This is a genomic window from Bacteroides sp. Ga6A2 (genome assembly GCF_000702225.1).
Taxonomy (GTDB): Bacteria; Bacteroidota; Bacteroidia; order Bacteroidales; family Bacteroidaceae; genus Ga6A1.
Window position 1 is genome coordinate 72,781 of record NZ_JNKX01000017.1, and the last position, 23,328, is coordinate 96,108.

Consider the following 23,328-nt stretch of genomic DNA (forward strand, 5'->3'; position numbering starts at 1 on the left):
ATGGAAATTTTAGTTTCAGTAGTCGTAATAACCTACAATCAAGAAGAATATATAGCGCGCGCACTCGACTCGATACTGATGCAGAAGTGCAGCATTCCGTTCGAAATAATAATTGGAGAGGATTGTTCAACCGACAGAACGGGGGAGATTTGCGCCCGATATGCCAAACAATATCCCGACAAAATTACTCTTTTCAGAAACTCACCAAACAAAGGTCTTCTAAACAACTATTTCGACTGCATTTTGGCTTGCAAAGGCAAGTATGTGGCAGATTGTGCCGGCGATGATTTCTGGGTAGATGAGCACAAAATTGAAAAACTTTACACGCTAATGGAGCAACATCCCGATGTTACTCTGGCACATACCGGATATGCCGTGTACAACGAGAATACGGGCGTGGCAAGCACTCCGCTGGGCTATCAATCCGAGGCTTACATCAAGGACGGAAAGTCGATGCTTCAGGACATCATCTGCCCAAAAGTGCCAATGATGATACAATCTACAATGTTCAGAATGAAGCCTCTTCTTGAAGGCTACGAAAAAGATACGGCTTTGTTCAGAAACAAAGATTTGCCTTGCGAGGATATGCCTATCTTTGCGGCTCTCGCATCAAGAGGAAAAATAGCCTACATTCCGGATACTACGCAATATTATTCGGTTGGTCACGATTCGCTCTCGAACAATATCGACGAAACAAAACAATTCCATTTTGTGAAGCGAATGACACGGCTAACTAACTATCTTGCACAGAAATACAACATCGGAAGCAAGGCTCTCGACGAATGTTTAAAAGTTAAGGCTTTCGCTTTGATAATGCACGTTTTCAGAACGAACAAGGCCGAACTTCTGCCCGAATTCGATAGCATAATCCGCGATTTGGACATAAAAATAGACGGCAAGACAAGAATTGCGCGTTTTCTGCTAAGAAATTCGGTAGTTTGGAACTTGCTTCTATGCGTTCGCAAAGCGTTTGCCGGCCTTAAAAAATTGGCTTAATCCGTTGTATAACAGGCAGAATAACGCGCAAAAATCTTATGCCCCAATTTCGGTTTGTCAGAAAGTACAATATCCTCAAAGATGCAGAACAGTCTTTCTGTTTAAAAGGATATAACCCCGTCTCTTTCAGCCATATAAGCGAATCTTTCAGATAGTCGTCGTCCACACCATGGAAAATCATTCCGGCAACCCAGTCGAACGAGAGTTGACGGATTTTTCTGTCAAGAAGTCGGGCTTCGGACTTCGAATTGCGCAAACCATATAGCAAGCCTATCGTCTCTTTCAGGTCCTCCATACGTTTTTGCAAATGCTTACCGTCTGATTTTGTGGTAATTGAGCCGCTTCGTTTGTAGTAAAAGTACACAACAGAATCGGAAATGCAAATGTTTTTCGCCCTCACCACAAGTTGCGGCGTAAAAAGTTCGTCTTCGTGCAGAAAATGCTCTCTAAAACGTAGTTTTTCCCAGCAGGAATGGGCTTCGAGCAACGAGCGCCTGAAAACGTAAAGGCATGCCGAAGCCCTTAGATTTGTGGTTTCGAGATATTCCTCAACGCTTTTTACAACGCGCTTCCCCACTTTCAAATCTCCGCGGCACGATGGGGCAGAGGTGTACTTCATTCCAAAAGTCAGAATATCCGCAGAATCAGCACTTTTGCACCATTCCACGATGTATTTCAACGTGCCGTCTGCAATCGTGTCGTCCGAATCAACAAACATTATGTGTTCGCCCCGAGCCGCATCTATTCCTGTGTTTCTCGCGCCTCCAAGTCCTTTGTTTTCCTGTCGGATATACCTTACCGACGGGAAATCTTCGAGAACCGCCGCCGGACTTTTAGCCGAGCCGTCGTCGATGAGCAGACATTCAACCTCATCTGTCAGGACTTTCTGATTCACAACGCTTTCCAAGCAAGCGCGAAGCAAATCTCCGTCTATATTATAATAAGGTATAATTACGCTTAACAGAGTGCTCATTTCCGATTCTTTATTATGTCTGTAAAAATCATGTCGAGTTTGTTTGCCAAAACATCGTACGACGCAATTTGCCGCACTTTCTGCGAGACTGCAAATCCGTCAAAATCAACATTTTCGTATGTCTTCGCCATGGCATTGGTCAAAGCCTGCGCATCGTCTATCGGCACAACCGTACAGCCGCCTTCAATTCGCAGACTCTGCGGAGTAACTTCCGTTGCCACAACTGGGATTCCTGTGCTCATTGCCTCGAGAATGGAAAGCGGCTGAGCCTCAGAACGGCTTGGCAGAACCAGCAGATTGCTTTCGTAAAGTACCTCTCTTACCTTTTCGCGCCCCACACGACCGTAGCAATGCACATTTTCGGTCTCAAAATGTCTTATCATCTTCTGCATTTCTTCCGAATCTGTTCCGAAGCCCAGAACATCCAAACGGGTGTTTTTGTGTTTCTTACAGAACTCTTTAAACGCAGGCAGAAGAACGTCGTAGCCTTTCAGCGGAATGAAATTGGCAAGGCACACTATTCTGTACGGCCTTGCAGAAATCCGTCGGTCTTCGCGCTTGCGGAAAGCATAGAAATCGGTATCTATGGCATTCGGCATCTCCTTCCAGCGGTATGCCTTCCCAAAAATCGGAGCCAAATCATCTACCAACTCGGCTGACACGGGCAGAACGATACTCGCCTCGGCGTATGCCTTCCGTATCAACGGAATCTCCCACGAGTCGTCTCCGCCTGTCTTGGCTATCTCGGTCGTGAAATAATAACTTGGCAGATGTTCTGTTATTACATAAGGTATACCGTAGTCGCGGCTAATGAGCATCGACGCATATCCGGCCCAATGGGCGCAATGGGCATGGATAATGTCGGGTAGGCCATATTTCTGCACATAGTCGGCAAACATCTGTCTTACCGTTTTAACCCATCTCTCAACATTCGGCTTAATCATCATCGGAATGCCTCGCGTGTACGAGTAGTAAACGCTTATGCCGTCCATCTCAATCCATTTTCTGCCGTAGGAATACATACAGAAATCGGTCACGCTCTTCCTGACAGAAAGCTGTACGTTGCTGATTATCCGCACGGTGTGACCGAACGAACAGAGTGCCTTTGCCTGATCGAGACAGAACTCTCCTCCATAGGGCGGAAAAAAGGATGGAATCTCAACTATATGCATCAATATTCGTTTAATATTTAAATGATGGCAAAGGTAGGCATTTTTTTTCATTTCTTGTTGTATATTACAAATTTAATGTTATCTTTGCACACGAATTTTAGAATTTTATGAACAAAAAAGATGAAAAGATTGTTATTTACTAACGGTTTGTTATTTGGAGTATCTGCTGTAACATTTGCTGGAGGCCTGTTAACGAATACAAACCAGAATGTAGCATTTCTTCGAAATCCTTCGAGAGATGCAGCGATAGCTATTGACGGTGTGGTGAGCAACCCTGCGGGTGTTGTATTTTTAAAAGACGGAATTCACTTGTCTGTAAACATACAGAACGCACATCAGACACGCGATGTAACTTCTACATTCGGACCATTTGTCTATGGCGACGGAAATACAGGCACGACAAAAAAATATAGAGGCAAGGCCGATGCGCCGATTGTGCCATCGCTCCAAGCCGCATACAACAAAAACAACTGGAGTTTTCAGTTTAACTTCGCAATAACAGGCGGAGGCGGAAAATGTGAGTTCGACAAGGGACTCGGCTCATTCGAGAGTACGGTAGCAATGCTTCCTTTGCTGTCTCGTTCGTTGCCATCAATGGCTGAGGGAATGGGACTGGGCACAATAGAAGGTATGCCGCTCATCGACAACTACAAAATGGATACTTACATGCGTGGACGCCAGTATTACTACGGTTTTACACTTGGCGCGGCACGCAAGATAAACGATAACCTGAGCGTATACGCAGGTGTCCGCGGATTGTACGGAACATCAAACTACTACGGATATGTGCGCGACATTCAGGTGAAGGTAGGCGACAACTGGCTGCCTGCATCCGAGACTTTCAAGAACTATTCGCTGGCAAGCGCACAGGCTTATGGCGTTGCAACAGAACAGGCTAAAGAGGCCATGGCTGGTAATAAACCAGAGGATGCTGCCGAATATGCAGCCAAGGCAAAGGATGCCTACACAAAGGCTGTCTTGTATCAGGCTCTCGGAACTGCGACCGAAGATGTAACCTTGAACTGCGACCAATGGGGTCTCGGATTTGCTCCGATACTGGGTGTCGACTACAAGGTCGGCAACTTCAACTTTGCAGCAAAATACGAGTTCAAGACTCGCATGAGACTGCACAACAAGTCGGCAAATAGCGCAAGCGCTGAGAACATAGCAGTTCTGGCAAAATACAAGGACGGACAGAAGGTTGAGGACGACTCGCCGGCTTTGCTCACAGTTGGAGCACAATGGGAGATTATCCCGTCGCTCAGAGTATCTGCCGGATGGCATCACTTCTTCGACAAGGCCGGACACATGTACGAGCATCACGAGCAGAAACTCGGAGGAGATACAAACGAGTATCTTGCTGGTGTTGAGTACGACATAAACAAGGCTATTCAGGCAAGTTGCGGTTTCCAGAAGACTTGCTACGATTTTACCGACGACTACATGGAAGACATCAGTTTCAATGTAAGTTCTTGGACTTTTGGAGTTGGCGTTGGAATAAAGTTGAAGGAGAATATGAAGTTGAACCTTGCATACTTCCAGACAAACTACGGCGACTATACAACTGCCACAACTAACGACTTCAACAACCAGTCGGCAGTAGCAGCCGGCATCATCGCCCCGGTAGTTGCCAAACTGACAGAAAGCGAGGAAATGGGAACAATGGCAGCACAGGCTGCAAAAACAGCCCTTGTAAACTCTGGCTCGCTTGCAGGTTCAAACAGTTTCACACGCACAAACCGCGTGCTCGGAATAGGATTTGACATCAGTTTCTAAACTGATACACACAAAAAATTGTATACATGTTCATTTTTACGTTATAATTTAACCTCTCATTTTTAGTAAAGTGTCGGCTGTGAAGTTGGCACTTTTTATTTATCTGAAAATCAGCGCACTATACTTAATTTATCTTTTTGTAAATCTATCAAATTTCACCATAATATACCGATTTTGCAAAACATCGTTTTACAAATGTTCTACAAAATCAATGAATGATGTCACTTAATTTAATAGGTAAAAAACATTATTCTCCAACAGTTCTGAAATGCACTTAACTGAACAGTAAAATACTGTGCCGGACCTCCTTCCTACGCAAGAGAATAATGTTATTCTGGAAAATTGCCAGTTGATGAAAAGAACCCTATAATCCCCATTCAAGGTTGAGCTGAAAATACCACTGGCAAAGTAAAATTAATTCTGGCGCACTCCGAAAATGCGCTACCTCTTCGGCTGAGAGGTAAGGTTTGGACTATGCACAGCCAAAAAGCCGAGACTGCAAACAAAGGGCTCGGAATAACTCCTCAGAACATCTATTTTAGCAACGAAAGTATTCCAAACCGTAGTGCAATTCCGCGGACGTTAGAATACAACTCGCTGCATAGAAAACTTCCACCCAGAACCGCGTCGGCGCAAGCGCAAGTGACACTGCCATTCCCGAATGGAAGCGGTGCAAAAATAAGAAAAAATCTCTTTCTTGCAAAACAATGACAGCGAAACATACGATTACTCACACCTAAGTTCAGAAATCATCAGACTAATTCTGTCTACAACAATCCGCGCGCACCGCACCGAAAACCACAACTTTTTTATTAACTTTGCACAGAAAAACAAATAAGCGTCTCATGATTTACAAAATATTACCTACAATCTTGGCATTACTGATTGTTCCAGACATCATAATTTACAAGATTTTCGTAAAGCGAAAAACGCAGAACATCTTTCTCCGTGCGTTATGGTGGCTGCCTTGCGTGCTTCTCATCATCGCGCAAATTGTTCTGGTTTGGGATTACGACTGGGAAGGAAACGGGCTTCTGTTGCCTTACCAGATTCTGTCAGAAACATTCATCATTCTGTGGGTTGCCGATTTTGGACCGAAGATATGCTTCTGCCTGCTTTACGCACTTCAGCAATGGTATGCCAACTACAAGCCGTGCATCAGGGGCAGCCGCTGGTGGCATCCCTGCACCTGTGCCGCCATTCCCTCGCTCATAGGATTCTGCATGATAATAGGCGGAGTTGTCTACGGCTTCAGACACATCGTCATAAAAGAAGTGGAAATCTGCCACGAAGACATTCCCGAGAGTTTCGACGGATACCGCATTGCCCAGTTTTCCGACCTTCATCTTGGAACTTACAAGGTTTATGCCGAAGATGTTCCGGCACGACTCCGAGACCGAATAAACGAGGTGAACGCCGACCTGATTGTCTTTACCGGCGACATCGTGAACAACCGCGCAAACGAACTCGACGGCTTTGAAAACCAACTGAAGGGCATGAAAGCGAAAGATGGCATCTACGCCATTATGGGTAATCACGACTATTCAACATACATCTATTGGGAATCGGCAGAGAAGAGAAAACAGAACATTCGCGACTTGCAAAGCCGAATGAGTGCGCAGGGCTGGAAATGGCTTCTGAATCAGCACAAGATTATAAGAAGAGGGCAAGACCCAATCGCCCTGATAGGAGTGGAGAACGATGGCAATCCGCATTTTCCGGCTCTGGCAGACCTTCCAAAGGCTACCGAAGGACTTGAAAGGCCGATGTTCAAGATTCTGCTAAGCCACGACCCTACACATTGGCGCAGAGAGGTGCTCGACAGCACCGACATTCAGTTGCAACTTTCGGGACACACCCACGGAATGCAACTCGAGTTGTTCGGCCTGTCGCCAGCCAAGTTCATCTATCCCGACTGGGGCGGATGGTACAACGAAGGCAAGCGATGGCTATACGTCAGCACAGGCGTTGGCGGAGTTGTCTATCCATTCCGCTTCGGGGCTTGGCCCGAGATTGTGGTCATAACATTAAGGCACAAGAGGAAATAAAATTCCCATTATATGAGAAAAATACAAACCAATACTCAAAGAGCACAAGAAAAGAAAATGTCTGCCGACATCCTTTTGTGCGGGAGATTGGCAGACATTGCTATTTGATTTTAGTGCTATATTTCAGATTTTCAGCATCTTTATGCTTTCTTGCGCTCAAGTTCCTGAAGATTTTCCATCTTCTTTGTCTCGAGGAATTCATAGATTCCGCACAGATGCTCGCGAACCTTCTGATTACCGAATTCGTACACCTTTGTAACCAGTCCGTCGAGGAAATCGCGGTCGTGGCTAACCACAATAAGCGTTCCGTCGTAGTGGATAAGTGCCTGTTTCAGAATGTCTTTCGTCTTCAGATCGAGGTGGTTGGTAGGCTCATCGAGGATAAGCAGATTAACAGGCTCGAGCAGAAGTTTGAGGATTGCCAGTCGAGTGCGCTCGCCTCCCGAAAGCACTTTGACCTTCTTCTCGCTGATTTCTCCGCCAAACATGAATGCGCCGAGGAGGTCGCGAATCTTGGTGCGGATATCACCCTTCGCAATATCGTCAATTGTCTGGAATATAGTGAGTTCCTCATTCAGAAGCGATGCCTGATTCTGCGCAAAATAACCGATTTTCACGTTGTGACCGATGGTGATAACGCCGTCGTGCTTCAGTTGCCCCATGATACACTTGACCAAGGTAGATTTTCCCTCGCCGTTACGTCCTACAAAGGCAATCTTGTTGCCTCGTTCAACGGTCAGGTTGCAATTCTTGAAGATAACCTTGTCGTCGAAACTCTTTCCTACGCCCTCCATCTGCACAGGATAAGTGCCGCTTCGTGGCGAAGGTGGGAACTTCAGATTAAGTGCCGATGTATCCTCCTCGTCAACCTCAACAAGTTCGAGTTTCTCGAGCATTCTTACGCGGCTCTGAACCTGATTTGTCTTTGAGTATGTGCCCTTGAAACGCTCGATATAGTCTTTCGTCTCGGCAATCATCTTCTGCTGCTCCTCGTACTGCTTTTGCTGCTGTGCGCGGCGTTCCTTGCGCAGTTCGAGATATTGCGAGTAGTTGACCTTGTAGTCGTAGATGCGCTGGCACATAATCTCGATGGTGCGGGTTGTGATGTTATCGACGAACTTGCGGTCGTGACTGATTACTACAACGGCTTTTCCGCTCTGCATAATGAAGTCTTCGAGCCATCCGATACTCTCTATGTCGAGGTGGTTTGTAGGCTCGTCGAGCAGAAGCACGTCGGGGTTCTGAAGCAGAAGTTTTGCCAGTTCGATGCGCATTCGCCATCCGCCGCTGAACTCGCTTGTCTGTCGGTTGAAATCCTTGCGCTCGAATCCGAGGCCGATGAGAGTCTTCTCAACATCTTCCTCAAAGTGAGTCATATCGATGGCGTAGAATTTCTCGCTCAATGCTGCAACTTTCTCTATCAACTGCATATAATCATCGCTCTCGTAGTCGGTGCGAGTGGCGAGTTGGTTGTTGAGTTCGTCAATCTCCTTCTCCATCTCTTTCAGATGCGAGAAAGCCAGCGATGCTTCCTCAAAAACGGTTCGTCCGTCCTCTGTCATCAGATGCTGCGGAAGGTACGCAATGTTGCAGTCTTTCGGAGCAGAGACCTTGCCTCGCGTAGGCTGTCTTACTCCTGCCAGAATTTTCAGCATCGTGCTCTTTCCGGCTCCGTTTTTGCCCATTAGGGCTATGCGGTCTTTCTCGTTAATCTGGAATGAAACGTCTTTGAAAAGGCATGTGCCTCCAAACTCAACTGTTAGTCCGTCAATACTTACCATATATTGTTTTTACCTTATTTTCTTGATTTTATGCCGCGCCGCCGTGTAGCAACAGGTAAGCCACAACTGCGATTATTACGATTATTATAGCCCACTTTATTATTGCCTTTGCAATCTTCCAGACAATAAACAATACAAGCAGGGCAAGTGCGATGATTATTAAATTGCTCATGATTAAAATAAAATTTCGTGCAAAAATAACTCAATAATTGCTAAGCACCAAATAAATAGGTGTTTTTGTGCCGGAGGATTATGCTTTGCAAAACATTTTGCGCGATGAAGATTTCTGCAAATTCTCTTTGCCATAATATCAAATTGCGATATATTTGCCGCACTAAAAATGAGAGGATAGGGGAATAGGAGAGTCCTCTTTTTTCGAGATTGATTTTAACAACCATACAAACGCAAATATAACGAGGTAAAAATGACGTATTTAGGTGAAATTATATCGATACTAGTAGCGGTATCGTGGACGGCAAGCGCTATTTTTTCAGAAATGGCATCGAAGAAAATCGGCAGTCTTACGCTGAATGTGATAAGGATGTCGATGTCGTTATTCTTTCTGGCTATAATCCTTTGGATTACAGTAGGGAAGCCATATCCGGCGTATGCCGATGCCAACACATGGCTTTGGCTCAGTCTGTCGGGTTTTGTAGGCTATGTTTTGGGCGATTATTGCCTGTTTAAGTGTTATATATCAATAGGTTCGCGCTTCGGACAATTGCTTATGACCGTTGCTGCACCAGTTGCGGCTGTTGCTGCTTGGGCTATCCTCGACGAGAAGATGTCTGACACGGCCATCATTGGCATGGTTGTTACAATTGCCGGTATTGCCATGTCAATCTTCGGAAAGAACGAGGATAACAAGGTTAAACTGAAACTTCCTTTGGTTGGATTGCTTTACGGACTGGCGGCTGCTACGGGGCAGGGCGTAGGCTTGGTTTTGAGCAAGTACGGAATGCAGTTTTATCAGCAGTCGCTCGAGGCAAACAATGCGTCTTTGGGAATGATGATGCCCGTTGCATCAACCATGATAAGGGCTATTATGGGATTTGTTGGATTTACGGTGGCGCTGTTCTTCTTCTCGCGAAGCGGATATACGCGCATAAACAACGCCGTACGCAATGGCAAGGCTATGATTTTCACTTTCTCGGCCTGTATATTCGGCCCAGTAATAGGAGTGAGTCTTTCGCTCATGGCAACCTTATACACCAGCACGGGAGTGGCTCAGACAATTATGGCTCTTGCGCCAGTCTTCATTCTTCTCCCTGCGTATCTGCTGTTTAATCAGAAAATTACAGTGTTGGAGATAACCGGAGCTGTGGTGAGTGTTATAGGCGTAAGTCTGTTCTTTATCTGATAACAGTTTATCGAAAACAAAAGACTCGCAATCGCATGATTCTCAGCGCGACTGCGAGTCTTTCTGTGTCTTATTTGTTCTGTTTTACAAAGTCGATAACCTGCTTTGCAAAGGCTTTCATTCCGGCTTGTGACGGGTGACCGCCTTGCTTGTCGATGTCGTGAAGCAGAAGGCATGGAACTCCGTAGTGCTTGCTTATAACTTGCATTGTTTCAGTATGTTCTGGCTTCAACTCGCTGTTAATGATGATGTAGAGTTTTGCGGTAGGGTAGTTCTGGCGAATGTTGCTGACCATTCTGGCAAATGCCGGACGGAAATACCACATGTCGCTCTCTGTCCAGTTGGCATATTTGTACTCGCCGCAAAGTTCGCCAGTCCACGAGTCGTTTGTTCCGCAACAGCACAGAATGATGTCAGGTTCGCCAAGATAAGGAACGCGCGTGTTGAACGAGCGATAATCGTAGTTCTCGTTTCGGTAGCCGTAATATCCAACGGTGCTGCCGCTCCACGAATTGTTTATTTCGAGTTTCCACTTCATCTGGTTTATAACCTGCCACCACCAAGTCTGCTCAACCTGCTTGACGTCGTTGTTCTTCTTGTGCCATTTGCTGCCTTCGGGAGCGTACCAAGGCTCGTGCGTTGATGGAATGTAGCCCTCGAAAGTCGAATAACTGTCGCCAAAAATCGTAACTCTAACTGAATCTTTCTGTGCGCTTGCCGAATGTGAGAACGCCAGCATGCACACGCCGATTGCTAATGCTGAAAAAAAATGTTTCATCTTTTCTGTTTTATTTTATATAGTTTAAGATTTTTATTTCTGATTACAAAGATAGCAACAAAACCGTTACGACATTCCTAAATTCAGTGTTTTATTTTCTTTTCTGAAGAAATATGCGATTCCTCGGCACGGGGAGAAAGAATTATCTATAAATCCTATTTAACATAATCGTGATTATACCAGAATAGGGATAAATAAAAAAGATGGTAACATGAATTACCATCTTTATATTTATTGCGTACGTTTTTTCAGAGAACTGCAATAACTTCGACTTCGCACAGTGCATTTTTCGGAAGCGACTTAACTGCAACTGCAGAACGCGCCGGAGCCTCGTGCTCGAAAAATTCAGCGTAGACTTCGTTGAATGCTACAAAATCGTTCATGTCGGCAAGAAAGCATGTGGTCTTGACAACGTTCGACAAACTGTAGCCTGCCGATTCGACCAAAGATTTAACGTTTGTCAAAGCCTGACGTGCCTGAGCCTTGATATCACCTTCAACCAATGTTCCTGTCTTTGGATCCAATGGAATCTGACCTGATGCAAACAACATTCCGTTAACCTCGATAGCCTGACTGTACGGACCGATGGCAGCAGGAGCATTTTGGGTTGTAACTACCTTTTTCATTCTATTTTTATTTGTTTTTAATTATCCTGACGGGAAAAGCTTTTGTTTTTAAGAAAGAAACTAAATACAACGCAAAAATACTAATTTTTTTTGACAAACAAAAAGATTATACTATTTTTGCAGCGTTTTCATAAAAGGAAAACAGGAAAATGAAAAAAACAGAGTCTAACAACCCAAAAGTATTCACTTTTCATCAGTTCAGTAAAAAAGGCTATTCAGCCTTTGCAAGTCTGGGAAAGCAGATACATATAGGTGTGCTAAGCGCGCTCACCTTGACTTATGCTTGTCCGCAGACTGCAACCGCCATGATGAGCGTGGCTGGCATTGAGTCTGAATCTGCCGATGAAATGGACGAATTCGATTTGGAAGAAGAACAGACAGGTCTGTGTCTTCTAGCGGAGGAAGTTCTCCTCTGCAACAGCGTTGCCGAAGCTGCGCAACGCCATTTGTATATTAAGCAAAAAATAAGAGATGTTGATATCGGAAAACTGCTTTCGGCACACGAAAGGCAGACACGATGCGGTGTAGAGGTGCCTACCTTATCTTATTAAATATCAATATTTTTACTTAATATACAAAAGAACTGAATGAAAAATAATTTCAAGTTGGCGACGATTCTTATAGGATTGTCGCCCCTATCTGTTGCTGCACAAAATGTGGCAGAGTACAACATCGACGAAATTCAGGTAACAGGAACGCGAGCACGTATGGATATGAAAAGTTCCGTGAGAATGGTTCAAGTACTTGACCGTAAGCAGATTGAGGCTTCGTCTGCTCAAAGTGTGAACGACCTTCTGAAACTTGTGGCAGGTGTAGACGTGCGTCAGCGCGGCGCATGTGGAGTTCAGACCGATATTGGCGTGAATGGCGGTTCGAGCGACCAGATGACGCTCTTGCTGAATGGCGTGAACATCAGCAATCCGCAGACGGGACATCTTACCGTAGATTTGCCTGTTTCGGTCAATGATATCGAACGCATCGAGGTACTCGAAGGCGGAGCGTCGCGTGTGTATGGTTCGTCGGCTTTCTGCGGAGCGATAAACATCGTTACAAAGCAGGAAAAGCAGAGTAACGTGGGCGTAAATCTGAGCGGTGGTTCGTTTGGAACTGTGACTGGCGGTGCACACGTCGGTTATGTTTCGGGCGGAACGACGAACCGATTGAGCGGTGGATATTCGCGGAGCGATGGCGGAACGGACAATAGCGACTTCAAAAAAGGCCAGTTGTTCTGGAACGGCGGATATCAGGGACGCGATTTTGATGTCAAGTGGCAGGCTGGCTTCAGCAACATGCACTATGGCGCAAACACCTTTTATAGTGCGGCTTACAACAATCAGTACGAGGAAAACAAGCGTCTGATGATGTCTGTTTCTGCCGAGACGAAAGGCAAGTTGCACTTCATGTCTTCGGTTTACTGGAATCGTTCGTACGACGATTATGTACTTATCCGTACGAATCCTTCGGTTTACGAGAATTTTCATCAGGTAAATGTCTACGGAGCCGATTTGAGCGCGTACACCGATTGGCGATTGGGTAAGACTGCTTTCGGCGTGGAAGTCAGAAACGAGGGCGTGCTGAGCAGCAGTCTGGGTAAGCCGCTCGACGAGAAAATGTACGTCCGAATTCCGGGAAACGACGGCTTCTATACGAACGGCGACAACCGAACGAACATTAGTTATTATCTTGAGCACAACGTTATTCTCGACCGAATCACAATTTCTGCTGGACTTTTAGCCAATATGAATACGGCGCTCGATTATCGCTATCGCCTTTATCCGGGCGTTGATGTGGCTTGGCGACCAGTTTCGGGACTAAAACTGTATGCTTCGTTCAATCAGGCTCTGCGAATGCCTACGTTTACCGATTTGTATTACAAAAGTCCGACAATCAACGGAAATATCGGTCTGAAACCCGAAAAAAACTCCGATTTCACCATTGGAGCGAGTTATTCCGTCCCAGCCTTTCAGATGCAGGCAAAGGCATTCTACCGTCATGGCACGGACATGATAGATTGGGTTAAGTACAATGCCGAAGATTCGTATCATTCTGCCAACTTCAACCTTAATAATATGGGATTTGAACTTGCATCGGCTGTGAATTTTGGCGAGATTTGGGGCGAATCGTCTTTTCTGAAGCGATTTTCGGCGGCATATTGCTACATTCATCAGGAGCGAAAGGATGATGCTGGAGTTTATCGCAGCAACTACGCCATGGACTATCTGAAGCATAAACTAACGGCATCTCTCGCCCATCGTATCGTCGGCAACATCGAGGCTCAATGGGATTTCAGACTGAAGAACCGAAACGGCAGTTTTGAGAAGTATGAAGGCGGAAAGACGACAGGTGTTCTTACTCCGTTCGGAACGTATGCCGTACTCGACCTGAAGGTTCAATGGCAGCATAAGGATTGTAGCGTCTACGTTCAGGCAAGCAATCTGACAAACCACAAGTATTACGATTTGGCAAATGTAGAGCAGCCCGGCTTGTGGCTTATGGGTGGTGTAAAGTGGAATTTTCAGTTTTGATAGATGAATCTGCGATTATTTAATACATATAAGTAAAAATAATCGTTAAATTAGAATAAGACGTCTCGTTTTTATCCGAAAATAGGAAAGCGAGGCGTCTTTCTTATGTTGTGCAACATCTTTGATTGCATCATCGACTTTGCATTTTTCAATGCCTTTATCATTGAAATGTTAAAAAGTGACGATTTGAGTTCCAAGAGCGTAAAACTGAGAACTTTAAATTGTGGTTGGTTTCCGTTTTTTCGTATATTTGCAATATAATCTAAGAACCATAAATTATTTAGCGATGATCAACAAAATTAAGCACACTCGATGTGGTAACGAATTACTGCTTCTATTTGCTGTGTTTTGTAGTACTGCAAATGCTGAGAATTTCACATCTACATTTCCAAACACAAATACATCCGCATTGTACGATGGCAACAATTCTACTGAAGTTACTAAGGAAGATTTAGAGAATGGTGTTAAGGACGAAAGAGGAGTTTTGTATAGCAAGGACGGTAAAAGGCTGCTCAAGGCACCTGCCGACTTGCGTGAGTATCGCGTGAAAGACCGCACCACGGTTATCTGTGACAATGCTTTTAAGATGGAGGTTGGCTTCGGTTCAAACTCCGAACTTCGTAAGGTCGTCATTCCGCCGAGCGTTACGACTATCGGTAACAGCGTTTTTACTTCGTGCAAGAATCTTGAGAACATAGAAGTTGAGACATCAAATATGTATTTCATAAGCGATGGCGGAATACTGTTCACGAGCGATAAAAAGACGCTAATCTGTTTCCCTGCCGGAAAGCAGATGCTGAAATATGCTATTCCCGAAGGCGTTACGACAATAGAGAAGGAAGCCTTCTGCAATTGCGTGAGCCTCGAATCGCTTACACTTCCAAGTACGGTTACGACAATTAAGGAGAAAGCCTTTTTCGATTGTGCAAGTGTAAAGGCATTTGATATTCCAAGTCGTGTCACTACAATCGGAAAGAGCGCGTTCCGAGCATGTATCAACATAACGAGCATTACCGTTCCGCAGAGCGTTACAAGCATCAGCGACGAGGTTTTCCTCGGTTGTATGAGCCTGAAGACGGTAAAACTTCCGCAGAGCATCGACAGCATCGGCCTGAAGGTCTTTGCAGGATGCCGAAGTCTGGAAAGCATCGTCATTCCGAGAGGAACATCGGAAAAATTCCGCAGTATGCTTGCCGAGAATTTACATTCGAAATTAAGAGAAGAATAAACATAAATAAGGCGATGAACATTTTTTGATTTCATCGCCTTATTTTTTTGAGAGAATCTTTTTATTTCTTGTCGCCGTTCTCGATAATCTTCAGCAAACGCTCGTTAATTGCCTCGATTCTTCTGAGGTGCTCCTTCAGAATTCTGTTTTCGAGTTCGAGGTTTGACTGATAGATTGCCTGATTCTGGTCGTTTGTAACGGCTGCAACCTCCTTTGTTTCTTCCTCAACGTCTTCTTCGTGGAAGACTGTTACCGGAACGTCGAGTGCCCTTGCAATTCTTTCGAGCACTCGTGGGCTTGTTGTGTTCAGTTTAATAATTCTCGATAGCCTTGTAGGAGTTATTCCTGCGTCAACGGCAACCTGTTTGAGAGTAATTCTCTTTGTTGCGGCTATTGATTTTATTTTTGTCAGATTCATAAAAAAATGTTTTATATATTTACGTTTCTTATTTTTGTCGGCACACTATGCACCGTTCTCTCCTATTCTATTTCCAGTCGAGTTTCAGACCCTTTATCACTATGCCCGAACCACCTATCGAGCCTGTGTGCTGAAGTCCGAAGCCTCCGAATGTAGATGGCTCAACCACAGCCGTGAGCGATGCTTCTGCCGGTATTCCGAGGGTGTCGTACGGAACTTGAACCTTGTTTGTAAGGCTTGCCGTCAGTTTTTTGCCTTTCATCTCTACGCTTATGTGGCATCCTCTGCGGAATCCTGTAACTGCAACAGGCTCGCAAACCTTTTCGTACTCTCCGTTTGTGTACTTCAGGAACACCATCTTTACGGCATGGTCGTAATCCTTATCGCGGAATATTCGGAGTGCGTATCCGCTGTTTGTTCGGTTGTTGTACATTATGTACAAATCCATGTACTGTCCGTTGTTTCCGGCGAATCCCTGACCAATCTCCTTGCAAGGGTCAACATCAAACTGAATGGACATTGCCTTGTACATGATGTGGCTTACCGGAGTGAACATCATTCTTGCGCCTCGATGTGCCAATGTCAGTCCGTATGAGTTTGCCGCGCCGTCGATTCCCATGTCGTAGAGCCATACGAGCGAGTCTTGGCGTTCAACAGGCCATTTGTACTTCTTTGTGTCGGCAGGCTTGTTTACGGTCATAGTCCAAACGCCGTCTACGATGTCGGGCTGCACCTGAGTTGGCAGATACTTCACGTTTACGTCGTAGCTAATCTGCTTTGGCGCGTTGCGTATAACATCTGATGTGTAGCTCCACACCTGAGGGTTGGCTTCGCATCGCTGGTGCTTGGTTGCAATCGATGCCTTGATGATGTAGCCCTCGTCGGCACGGGTAAGTTTGTATCTGTTATGCGGTTCGCCCACCACGTTTGTCGTGGCAGTCAGATACCACTTGTCCTTTACCGGATTTCCATCCTTGTCTTTTACGCATCTGTACCATTTAATCACGCTTTCGTCACGCAATCCGTTTTGCAGATTCAGTTTATAGTTTAGAACCAGCTCGTCTTTTACTCTCTTCAGCTCAGGAGTTTTGGTAAACTCTGGCGGAGGAAGTTGTCGCGGATAAATGTTGATTCGTGATGAGGATTCGAGTCCGTTTGCCGATGTTACCTTAATGAAGGTCACATTCTTCTCGTTCTCGTTCTCCTTTATTCCTTTTACGGTACATCTGCCTTGGTCGTCCTGCGTAATACGCAGATATTCTTTGTATGAAGGTTTTTCGAAATCCCATGTCAATTTTGCTGGCACTGGGTTATTGAGGTCTGAGAACATATAGGCTTTTGCTCCGATGTTAACCTCGTCGACCTCGTTTTCCAACTGTATACGTCGTTGTGTTACAGACAGTAGCGTTGGTATTTTCTTCAACCCCTCTGTATTCTGCTTCGTTGGATTCCAATCATCCTCTCCGCGCATCAGGTTGAATATGTTGTATGTGCCGTCTGCCAGTTTGTATGCTCTTAGCAGAGGTTTGTTTGTTATGTCGACCGGAATCCATGGTCCAACCCACAGTTTCATCGAGTCGCCGTTAACTGTATTGTTAGACAGATATGCGCGCATGTCAATCTGTCCTGTCTGAGTCCAGTATATAAGTTCGTTTCTCAGGTGCGAAACCTCCCATCGGCAGTCAATCATCGTTGCCGGACCGCCCTTTCGCATAACGAATGGCTTGTACTCGTTGGTGCTGAAGTCGCAGTTCAGGAACACTACTCCAGTCTGCATCGGACTGTACAGCGGTTTGTCTGTATTGAACGTGAACTTACAGTTCAGGAATACCGCATTGGCCGGGAGTGAGTTTTCTCCGCAGATGATTGTGCAGTTTTCGAGAAAATGTCTTCCGCCGTTTATGATGTTAAACGGACTCGTGTTCTTTCCGCCCTTGAATATGCAGTTCTTCAGGTGAATGCGGTCGCCCCTTACAATCGCAATCTTTGCGCCAGTAACCCTATCTGTTCGCTTCTCGTGGTCGAGGTCGGGGTTACGTTTGTATACGAGGTCGATGGAACAGAAGTTTCCGAAGGTCAGATCCTCCATCGTCAGGTCATCGCCTACCCAGTCGAACATAGTGTACATTCGGTCTGCGCCATATTTTTCTCCACGGTTTCCGGCAATTACAACGTCTTCCGGATTACCTGTCAAACCTATCATATTAATATTCCCGGCTTTTATCTCTATGCCGCTCGCTACTCCGCTGTTTGGGTTTTCAGGCGTTACAATCTTGTTGTCGTCCTTGTCGTCTACCCAGTAAACGTTTGGCGAGAAGAATATCCTTATCTTCCTTTTCAATCCGTTCGCACGGACTTTCTCTGCCATCTTCAGAGCATCCCTCACGTTGTCGAAGACGAATTTGTTCGCCTCATTGTCGAGTGAAAGGTCTACAAGGAAGATAGAATCGCATGTCGTTAATTTTTCAGTTCTGTATGTGAATTTATGTTGAGCCGACACGCTATTCGATAGTAAAAAGTTTATAAAAAATGTATAAAAAAGTCTTTTCATATTATCATACATTTGATGTTACAATTTATCGTGGTTTTTGATTCCTTTTATCTAAACTGCACAAATATAAAAATTATTTTGAAATAAAAAGTTAAAAAATGTGAAAAGTTGATTTCAGAACCTTATTTTTATTGAAAAAGACCATTTTTGCAATCTAAATATCACCTCGCGGCTAAGAAATAATTTGTCTGAGCACCTCAACTGCCTTCTCGACAGTAGGGATGTTCTTGATGACGATGCTGCGCTTTCCGGCACTCGATTCCCTAAGTTGGCATCTGCGCGGATTGACTGTAATGTAATTGATAATCTTTCCGAACTCCTCGCTCTGGAAGTAAGGACTTTCTGTATTGTTTACGAAGTAGAGGCTCATGCTGCCTTGTTTTAGCAGGATGCGCTCTATGCCGAGTTGTCTGCCAATGCGCTTGAGGGCAACAATACGCAGCAGTTCCATGCCTTCCTGAGGCACTTGCCCGAATCGGTCTTCCAGTCGGCTTTTGTAGGCATCAACCTGCTCGTCGGTATCGAGTCCGTCGAGTTCGCGGTAGAGCAGCATACGCTCGCTGCTGCTTGGAATGTAGAGTTCTGGGAACAGCATCTCTATGTCGCTCTCAATGTTACATTCGGTAACGTATTCCGAAGCCTTGATGTCCTTTTTCGCCTCTTCGGCATAAAGGTCGGCAAACTCGTCGTTCTTGAGTTCCTTTACCGCCTCTTTCAGAATCTTCTGATAAGTCTCGTATCCAAGGTCGGCAATAAATCCGCTCTGTTCTGCGCCGAGCATGTTGCCTGCTCCGCGAATGTCGAGGTCTTGCATGGCGATGTGTATTCCGCTGCCAAGGTCCGAGAAATTCTCGATGGCCTGAAGACGGCGGCGCGATTCTTGCGGAAGTGCGCTTAGCGGCGGTGCAAGAAGATAGCAGAACGCCTTTTTGTTGCTTCGTCCCACGCGTCCGCGCATCTGGTGAAGGTCGCTAAGTCCGAAGTGCTGCGCCTGATTTATAATTATGGTGTTGGCGTTCGGAATGTCTATTCCGCTCTCGATTATTGTGGTTGACAGCAGAACATCGTAGTCGTAATTTACGAAGTCGTAGATTATCTGCTCCAGTTTTTCGGGCGGCATCTGTCCGTGTGCCACGCATACTCTTGCCTCGGGCACATACTTGTTTATCAGTTTTTCAATCTCAACGAGTCCGTTTATTCGGTTGTTTACGAAATATACCTGACCGTTTCGGCTTAGTTCGAACTTTATGGCATCGGCAATAACCTCGTGCCCGTAGGTGTGAAGTTCGGTTTGAATAGGATAACGGTTTGGCGGCGGAGTCTGGATTACCGACAAGTCTCTTGCGCCGATGAGCGAGAACTGAAGCGTTCGCGGAATTGGCGTTGCCGACATCGTAAGCGTGTCTACATTCGTCTTTATCTGGCGGAGTTTCTCCTTTGTGCTTACGCCGAATTTCTGCTCTTCGTCGATGATTAGCAGTCCCAAATCCTTGAATTTTACGTTTTTGCCAATCAGTTTGTGTGTTCCGACAACGATGTTTACTTCGCCTGTTGCCAATCGCCTGATAATATCTTTTGTGTCGGTTGCGGTTCGTGCCCGACTGAGATATTCGATGGTTACAGGAAAATCCTTCATTCGCTTCTTGAACGACTGGAAATGCTGATAAGCAAGTACCGTTGTAGGCACAAGAACGGCAACCTGCTTGTTGTCGCAGCACGCCTTGAAGGCTGCGCGCATCGCCACTTCGGTCTTTCCGAAACCAACGTCGCCGCAGATTAGTCTGTCCATCGGGGTGTCTTTCTCCATGTCAGCCTTCACGTCGTTGGTAGCCTTTAGTTGGTCGGGCGTGTCTTCGTATAGGAAACTTGCCTCCAACTCGTGCTGCATGAAGGTGTCGGCACTAAAGGCGAATCCCTTCTCCTCCTTGCGCTTTGAATACAGTTTTATAAGGTCGCGCGCGATGTCCTTAATCTTTGTCTTCGTCTTGTCCTTCAGTTTCTCCCATGCGCCTGTTCCGAGTTTGTTGAGGCGTGGCGGCTCGCCGTCCTTGCTCTTGTATTTGCTAACCTTGTGCAACGAGTGAATGCTGACGAAAACCACGTCGTTATTGCCGTACACAAGTTTAATCATCTCCTGAGTCTTGTCGCCGTTAGGGACACGAACTAAGCCGGCAAACTGCCCTATTCCGTGGTCTACATGAACAACGTAGTCGCCTGGTTCAAACTGATTAATCTCTTTCAGAGAAAGTGCTACTTTTCCGCTTCGAGCCTTGTCGCTTCGCAGGTTGTACTTGTGGAATCGGTCGAAAAGCTGATGGTCGGTAAAGAAGCAAGCCTTTATCGTATTGTCGGTAAATCCTGAATGGATGGTCTTGTTGATGGCTGTGAATTCAATCTTTCTACCTCGCGAACTCAGTTCTTCGAAGATGCTGCCAAGGCGTTCAATCTGCTTCTGACTGTCGGCAAGAATATATATTGTGTAGCCTTTGTCAAGATATTCGCTAAAACACGAATATACAAGGTCGAAATTCTTGTGGAAGATTGGCTGTTCGGTAGTATCGAACGAGATTATGGCATCGTAGAGTTTCGTCTTTGTCATGCTGATGCCGTATTCAATCTTGCGGAATCCGAGCATATCGTGAGCCAGTTCCGAGCCTTTCAGAAGCAGTTTGTCCTTGCGTATGTCTTCGCCCTGCTCGATAACCGCCTGTTTTACGAATCCCTCTTCGTAAATCTTGTCGACAAAGTCGGTTACGAAAGCATCGTCGCGCATTACGAGCCACGAATTTTCGCCTGCGAATTTGAAGAACGATATTCCCTCGGCATCACATTCGTTAAGTTCGGGAACCACGGTTACAGAATCGCGTTTCTCGCTAGAAAGTTGGCTTTGAACGTCGAACACGCGGATGCTGTCAACCTCGTCGCCAAAAAAGTCTATTCGGTATGGATATTCCGAAGAAAAAGAGAAAATATCGAGGATGCTTCCGCGGACGGCAAACTGCCCCGGTTCGTAAACATAGTCGGTTCGCTGAAATCCAAAGCCGATGAGGCTTTTCTCAATCTCTGTCATGTTATGATTCTCGCCCACTTTCATCACGAACATCTGCTGCTGCATATCAGCCTTCGAGATTACTTTCTCGGCAAGAGCTTCGGGATAAGTCACAATCATCAGATTGCCGTTCTCGCAGGCTTGCAGTCGGCTAAGCACATCGGTGCGCAGAATTTCGTTTCCGGCATCTTTCTGATGATACTTTATTGCCTTTCGGTATGATGAAGGGAAGAAAAGAACGTCTTTCTCGCCCAGAATCTGTGTAAGGTCGTGATAGAAATAGCCAGCCTCCTCGGCATCCGACAGAATAAAAACGAAGTTATCCTTTATGCCTTTCGTTCCTTTAAGGCAACTAAGCATGACCGAAACCGACGAAGCGCACACGCCACTTGCAAAAATCTTCTTTACCGAAGGTTTTTGCATGGCATCAACCAGCGCCTTGAATCCGCTATGCTGCTGGTAATGATTGCTTAATTCACTAATATTCATAACTCGTGCAAAAATACAACATAAATTTCGTAAAAATGAAAATTATTGTCTATTTTTGCAACCTATTTTGTGAACATTATGGATGATTTGAACAAGATTGACAGTGTCGTTATTATCCCGACCTACAACGAGAAGGAGAATGCGGAAAACATAATTCGGGCTGTTTTTGGCTTGGATAAGAAATTCAATATTCTTATTATCGACGACGGGTCGCCCGACGGTACGGCACAGATTGTTAAAAACTTACAGAAGGAATTTACCGACAGACTATTTCTGATTGAACGAACAGGCAAACTGGGACTTGGCACAGCATACATCACCGGCTTTAAGTGGGCAATAGAGAATGGTTACGACTATATTTTCGAGATGGATGCCGATTTCAGCCACAATCCGCAGGATTTGCCGCGACTTTATAATGCCTGCGCGGTTGATGGAAACGATGTTGCCATCGGCTCAAGATATGTGAGCGGTGTGAATGTCGTAAACTGGCCTATGGGCAGAGTTTTGATGTCTTATTTCGCATCAAAATACGTCCGCATCATTACCGGAATGAAGATAAACGACACGACAGCCGGATTCAAGTGCTATCGCCGAAAGGTTCTCGAGACCATCAACCTCGACAAGATTCGTTTCAAGGGATATGCGTTCCAGATTGAGATGAAGTTTACGGCATACAAATACGGCTTCAAGATTGTAGAAGTGCCAATCATCTTTATAAACCGAGTTCTCGGCACAAGCAAGATGAGCAGCGGAATATTTGGCGAGGCCGTGTTTGGAGTGATGAGGCTCCGTCTTGACAGTTGGTTCAAGTCGTACAAAAGATAGACGGAATAACATCAGAGTTCATTATTGTTACATTGTAACGATGGAAAAACTTCAGGAACTTGAGCGTAAGAAAGCATAAAAATGCTGAAAATCTGAAACATAACACATACTATCACTAAAATCAAAATCACGATGTCTGCCATCTCCCCCCACGGGATTTCGGCAGACATTTTTCTTTTATTACAGGCTATGCATTTTGATTTTTTATTATTTTTGCACAAACAAAATCAGAAAAAATCATGAAGAAAATACTATTAGGACTTTCGTTTCTCGCATTCCAGACGACGGTTTGTCGGGCACAGATAAAGAATCTCTTTCCAGAGAAGAACAAAATATATTTAAGCGATAAAGCCGCAGCCGAATACGAAAAGATTCAGAAATTAGGCGAGCAGTTCATAAACCCAAATCGGTCATTAGAAATTAGGCATGTCTATTTTTCCAATGACCGCCATTAGAAAATATCGGTTGTATTAGGCTATCCTTCAATAATTTACTACCTTTACCACGCGGAAAAACATAAGAAGATGATGCGTGACTATGATATAAAGTTCGTGAACAAGGAAATCACCCCGTTCGGAGGCCTTTCACTTTTTCTGAAGATGCTAGAGAAATGCCATTTTGAAGAGCAACTGGAGAAATGCTGTATTCCTGTCCAGGGTTCCAATAGAGGATATAAGCCGATACAGCTCATATTGGGCTTGTTCGCAGGTGTCTGGTGCGGAGCAAGCCGTTT

Annotated in this window: 18 protein-coding genes and 1 pseudogene; 10 read left to right on the top strand and 9 right to left on the bottom strand. The window is 45.3% G+C overall.

Annotated elements, in window-relative coordinates; translation table 11 throughout:
• A complete protein-coding gene (locus tag T538_RS17640; protein WP_051655911.1) occupies positions 1-996 on the top strand; it encodes a glycosyltransferase family 2 protein in 996 nt (331 codons plus the stop codon).
• Here the strand turns inward: T538_RS17640 and T538_RS0106010 are convergent.
• Together T538_RS0106010 and T538_RS0106015 are read right to left on the bottom strand one after the other, a co-directional pair.
• The gene (locus tag T538_RS0106010; protein WP_031532672.1) at positions 980-1,969 is read right to left on the bottom strand and encodes a glycosyltransferase family 2 protein; all 990 of its coding nucleotides are present in this window, start codon (positions 1,967-1,969) and stop codon (positions 980-982) included. The genes T538_RS17640 and T538_RS0106010 overlap by 17 nt on opposite strands.
• Positions 1,966-3,141, bottom strand: a complete 1,176-nt coding sequence (locus T538_RS0106015) for a glycosyltransferase family 4 protein (RefSeq protein WP_031540906.1) — start codon at positions 3,139-3,141, stop codon at positions 1,966-1,968. The genes T538_RS0106010 and T538_RS0106015 overlap by 4 nt, the downstream gene beginning before the upstream one ends.
• A 120-nt stretch (positions 3,142-3,261) precedes the next feature.
• Between T538_RS0106015 and T538_RS0106020 the strand changes: the two genes are divergently transcribed.
• A complete protein-coding gene (locus T538_RS0106020) occupies positions 3,262-4,917 on the top strand; it encodes an outer membrane beta-barrel protein (protein ID WP_031532674.1) in 1,656 nt (551 codons plus the stop codon).
• An 845-nt stretch (positions 4,918-5,762) separates the two neighbouring features.
• Entirely contained in the window at positions 5,763-6,965 is a 1,203-nt protein-coding gene (locus tag T538_RS0106030; RefSeq protein ID WP_031532675.1) for a metallophosphoesterase, read from the top strand.
• A 140-nt stretch (positions 6,966-7,105) separates the two neighbouring features.
• On the opposite strand, the gene T538_RS0106035 is transcribed toward T538_RS0106030, so the two are convergent.
• Entirely contained in the window at positions 7,106-8,746 is a 1,641-nt protein-coding gene (locus tag T538_RS0106035; RefSeq protein ID WP_031532676.1) for an ABC-F family ATP-binding cassette domain-containing protein, read from the bottom strand.
• A 28-nt stretch (positions 8,747-8,774) separates the two neighbouring features.
• On the bottom strand, positions 8,775-8,918 hold the full coding sequence (locus T538_RS18350; RefSeq protein ID WP_155993027.1) for a hypothetical protein: 144 nt from the start codon (positions 8,916-8,918) through the stop codon (positions 8,775-8,777).
• Between the two features lie 252 nt (positions 8,919-9,170).
• Here T538_RS18350 and T538_RS0106050 point away from each other — a divergent pair, with 252 nt between their 5' ends.
• A complete protein-coding gene (locus T538_RS0106050; RefSeq protein ID WP_031532677.1) occupies positions 9,171-10,106 on the top strand; it encodes a DMT family transporter in 936 nt (311 codons plus the stop codon).
• A gap of 70 nt (positions 10,107-10,176) precedes the next feature.
• Here the strand turns inward: T538_RS0106050 and T538_RS0106055 are convergent, their stop codons facing one another.
• Together T538_RS0106055 and T538_RS0106060 are read right to left on the bottom strand one after the other, a co-directional pair.
• Positions 10,177-10,884, bottom strand: coding sequence for an SGNH/GDSL hydrolase family protein (locus T538_RS0106055; protein WP_031532678.1), 708 nt, complete (start codon positions 10,882-10,884; stop codon positions 10,177-10,179).
• Between the two features lie 248 nt (positions 10,885-11,132).
• Positions 11,133-11,510 (bottom strand): RidA family protein, encoded by a 378-nt coding sequence (locus T538_RS0106060; RefSeq protein WP_031532679.1) that lies wholly within the window; start codon positions 11,508-11,510, stop codon positions 11,133-11,135.
• 149 nt (positions 11,511-11,659) lie between these two features.
• Between T538_RS0106060 and T538_RS0106070 the strand changes: the two genes are divergently transcribed.
• The 3 genes from T538_RS0106070 (at position 11,660) to T538_RS0106085 (ending at position 15,263) form a co-directional block, all read left to right on the top strand.
• Positions 11,660-12,061, top strand: coding sequence for a hypothetical protein (locus tag T538_RS0106070; RefSeq protein WP_031532680.1), 402 nt, complete (start codon positions 11,660-11,662; stop codon positions 12,059-12,061).
• Positions 12,062-12,097: 36 nt separating this feature from the next.
• A complete protein-coding gene (locus T538_RS0106075) occupies positions 12,098-14,035 on the top strand; it encodes a TonB-dependent receptor plug domain-containing protein (RefSeq protein WP_051655914.1) in 1,938 nt (645 codons plus the stop codon).
• A 409-nt stretch (positions 14,036-14,444) separates the two neighbouring features.
• Positions 14,445-15,263: a leucine-rich repeat domain-containing protein gene (locus tag T538_RS0106085; protein ID WP_031532682.1), complete on the top strand. Its 819-nt coding sequence runs from the start codon at positions 14,445-14,447 to the stop codon at positions 15,261-15,263.
• A 61-nt stretch (positions 15,264-15,324) separates the two neighbouring features.
• Here the strand turns inward: T538_RS0106085 and T538_RS0106090 are convergent, their stop codons facing one another.
• The 3 genes from T538_RS0106090 to mfd all read right to left on the bottom strand — a co-directional run bounded on the left by T538_RS0106090 (position 15,325) and on the right by mfd (position 21,770).
• Positions 15,325-15,681, bottom strand: a complete 357-nt coding sequence (locus T538_RS0106090; protein WP_031532683.1) for a helix-turn-helix domain-containing protein — start codon at positions 15,679-15,681, stop codon at positions 15,325-15,327.
• A 67-nt stretch (positions 15,682-15,748) separates the two neighbouring features.
• A complete protein-coding gene (locus T538_RS0106095; protein WP_155993029.1) occupies positions 15,749-18,232 on the bottom strand; it encodes a pectinesterase in 2,484 nt (827 codons plus the stop codon).
• A 172-nt stretch (positions 18,233-18,404) separates the two neighbouring features.
• Positions 18,405-21,770, bottom strand: a complete 3,366-nt coding sequence (gene mfd, locus T538_RS0106100; protein WP_031532685.1) for a transcription-repair coupling factor — start codon at positions 21,768-21,770, stop codon at positions 18,405-18,407.
• A 78-nt stretch (positions 21,771-21,848) separates the two neighbouring features.
• Between mfd and T538_RS0106105 the strand changes: the two genes are divergently transcribed.
• The 3 genes and pseudogenes from T538_RS0106105 to T538_RS18825 all read left to right on the top strand — a co-directional run.
• Positions 21,849-22,595 carry a polyprenol monophosphomannose synthase gene (locus tag T538_RS0106105; RefSeq protein ID WP_031532686.1) on the top strand — a complete coding sequence of 249 codons (747 nt, stop codon included), beginning with the start codon at positions 21,849-21,851 and terminating at the stop codon, positions 22,593-22,595.
• A gap of 239 nt (positions 22,596-22,834) precedes the next feature.
• Positions 22,835-23,050, top strand: a complete 216-nt coding sequence (locus tag T538_RS18820) for a hypothetical protein (RefSeq protein WP_031532687.1) — start codon at positions 22,835-22,837, stop codon at positions 23,048-23,050.
• A 69-nt stretch (positions 23,051-23,119) separates the two neighbouring features.
• Positions 23,120-23,328, top strand: a pseudogene (locus T538_RS18825) (IS1380 family transposase); the annotation flags it as partial.

What these genes read in the sequence shown, in the direction of transcription:
- T538_RS17640 (WP_051655911.1), top strand. Translation starts at nt 1, where the DNA reads ATGGAAATTTTAGTTTCAGTAGTCGTAATAACCTACAATCAAGAAGAA.
- T538_RS0106010 (WP_031532672.1), bottom strand. Translation starts at nt 1,969, where the DNA reads ATGAGCACTCTGTTAAGCGTAATTATACCTTATTATAATATAGACGGA.
- T538_RS0106015 (WP_031540906.1), bottom strand. Translation starts at nt 3,141, where the DNA reads ATGCATATAGTTGAGATTCCATCCTTTTTTCCGCCCTATGGAGGAGAG.
- T538_RS0106020 (WP_031532674.1), top strand. Translation starts at nt 3,262, where the DNA reads ATGAAAAGATTGTTATTTACTAACGGTTTGTTATTTGGAGTATCTGCT.
- T538_RS0106030 (WP_031532675.1), top strand. Translation starts at nt 5,763, where the DNA reads ATGATTTACAAAATATTACCTACAATCTTGGCATTACTGATTGTTCCA.
- T538_RS0106035 (WP_031532676.1), bottom strand. Translation starts at nt 8,746, where the DNA reads ATGGTAAGTATTGACGGACTAACAGTTGAGTTTGGAGGCACATGCCTT.
- T538_RS18350 (WP_155993027.1), bottom strand. Translation starts at nt 8,918, where the DNA reads ATGAGCAATTTAATAATCATCGCACTTGCCCTGCTTGTATTGTTTATT.
- T538_RS0106050 (WP_031532677.1), top strand. Translation starts at nt 9,171, where the DNA reads ATGACGTATTTAGGTGAAATTATATCGATACTAGTAGCGGTATCGTGG.
- T538_RS0106055 (WP_031532678.1), bottom strand. Translation starts at nt 10,884, where the DNA reads ATGAAACATTTTTTTTCAGCATTAGCAATCGGCGTGTGCATGCTGGCG.
- T538_RS0106060 (WP_031532679.1), bottom strand. Translation starts at nt 11,510, where the DNA reads ATGAAAAAGGTAGTTACAACCCAAAATGCTCCTGCTGCCATCGGTCCG.
- T538_RS0106070 (WP_031532680.1), top strand. Translation starts at nt 11,660, where the DNA reads ATGAAAAAAACAGAGTCTAACAACCCAAAAGTATTCACTTTTCATCAG.
- T538_RS0106075 (WP_051655914.1), top strand. Translation starts at nt 12,098, where the DNA reads ATGAAAAATAATTTCAAGTTGGCGACGATTCTTATAGGATTGTCGCCC.
- T538_RS0106090 (WP_031532683.1), bottom strand. Translation starts at nt 15,681, where the DNA reads ATGAATCTGACAAAAATAAAATCAATAGCCGCAACAAAGAGAATTACT.
- T538_RS0106095 (WP_155993029.1), bottom strand. Translation starts at nt 18,232, where the DNA reads ATGAAAAGACTTTTTTATACATTTTTTATAAACTTTTTACTATCGAAT.
- mfd (WP_031532685.1), bottom strand. Translation starts at nt 21,770, where the DNA reads ATGAATATTAGTGAATTAAGCAATCATTACCAGCAGCATAGCGGATTC.
- T538_RS0106105 (WP_031532686.1), top strand. Translation starts at nt 21,849, where the DNA reads ATGGATGATTTGAACAAGATTGACAGTGTCGTTATTATCCCGACCTAC.
- T538_RS18820 (WP_031532687.1), top strand. Translation starts at nt 22,835, where the DNA reads ATGAAGAAAATACTATTAGGACTTTCGTTTCTCGCATTCCAGACGACG.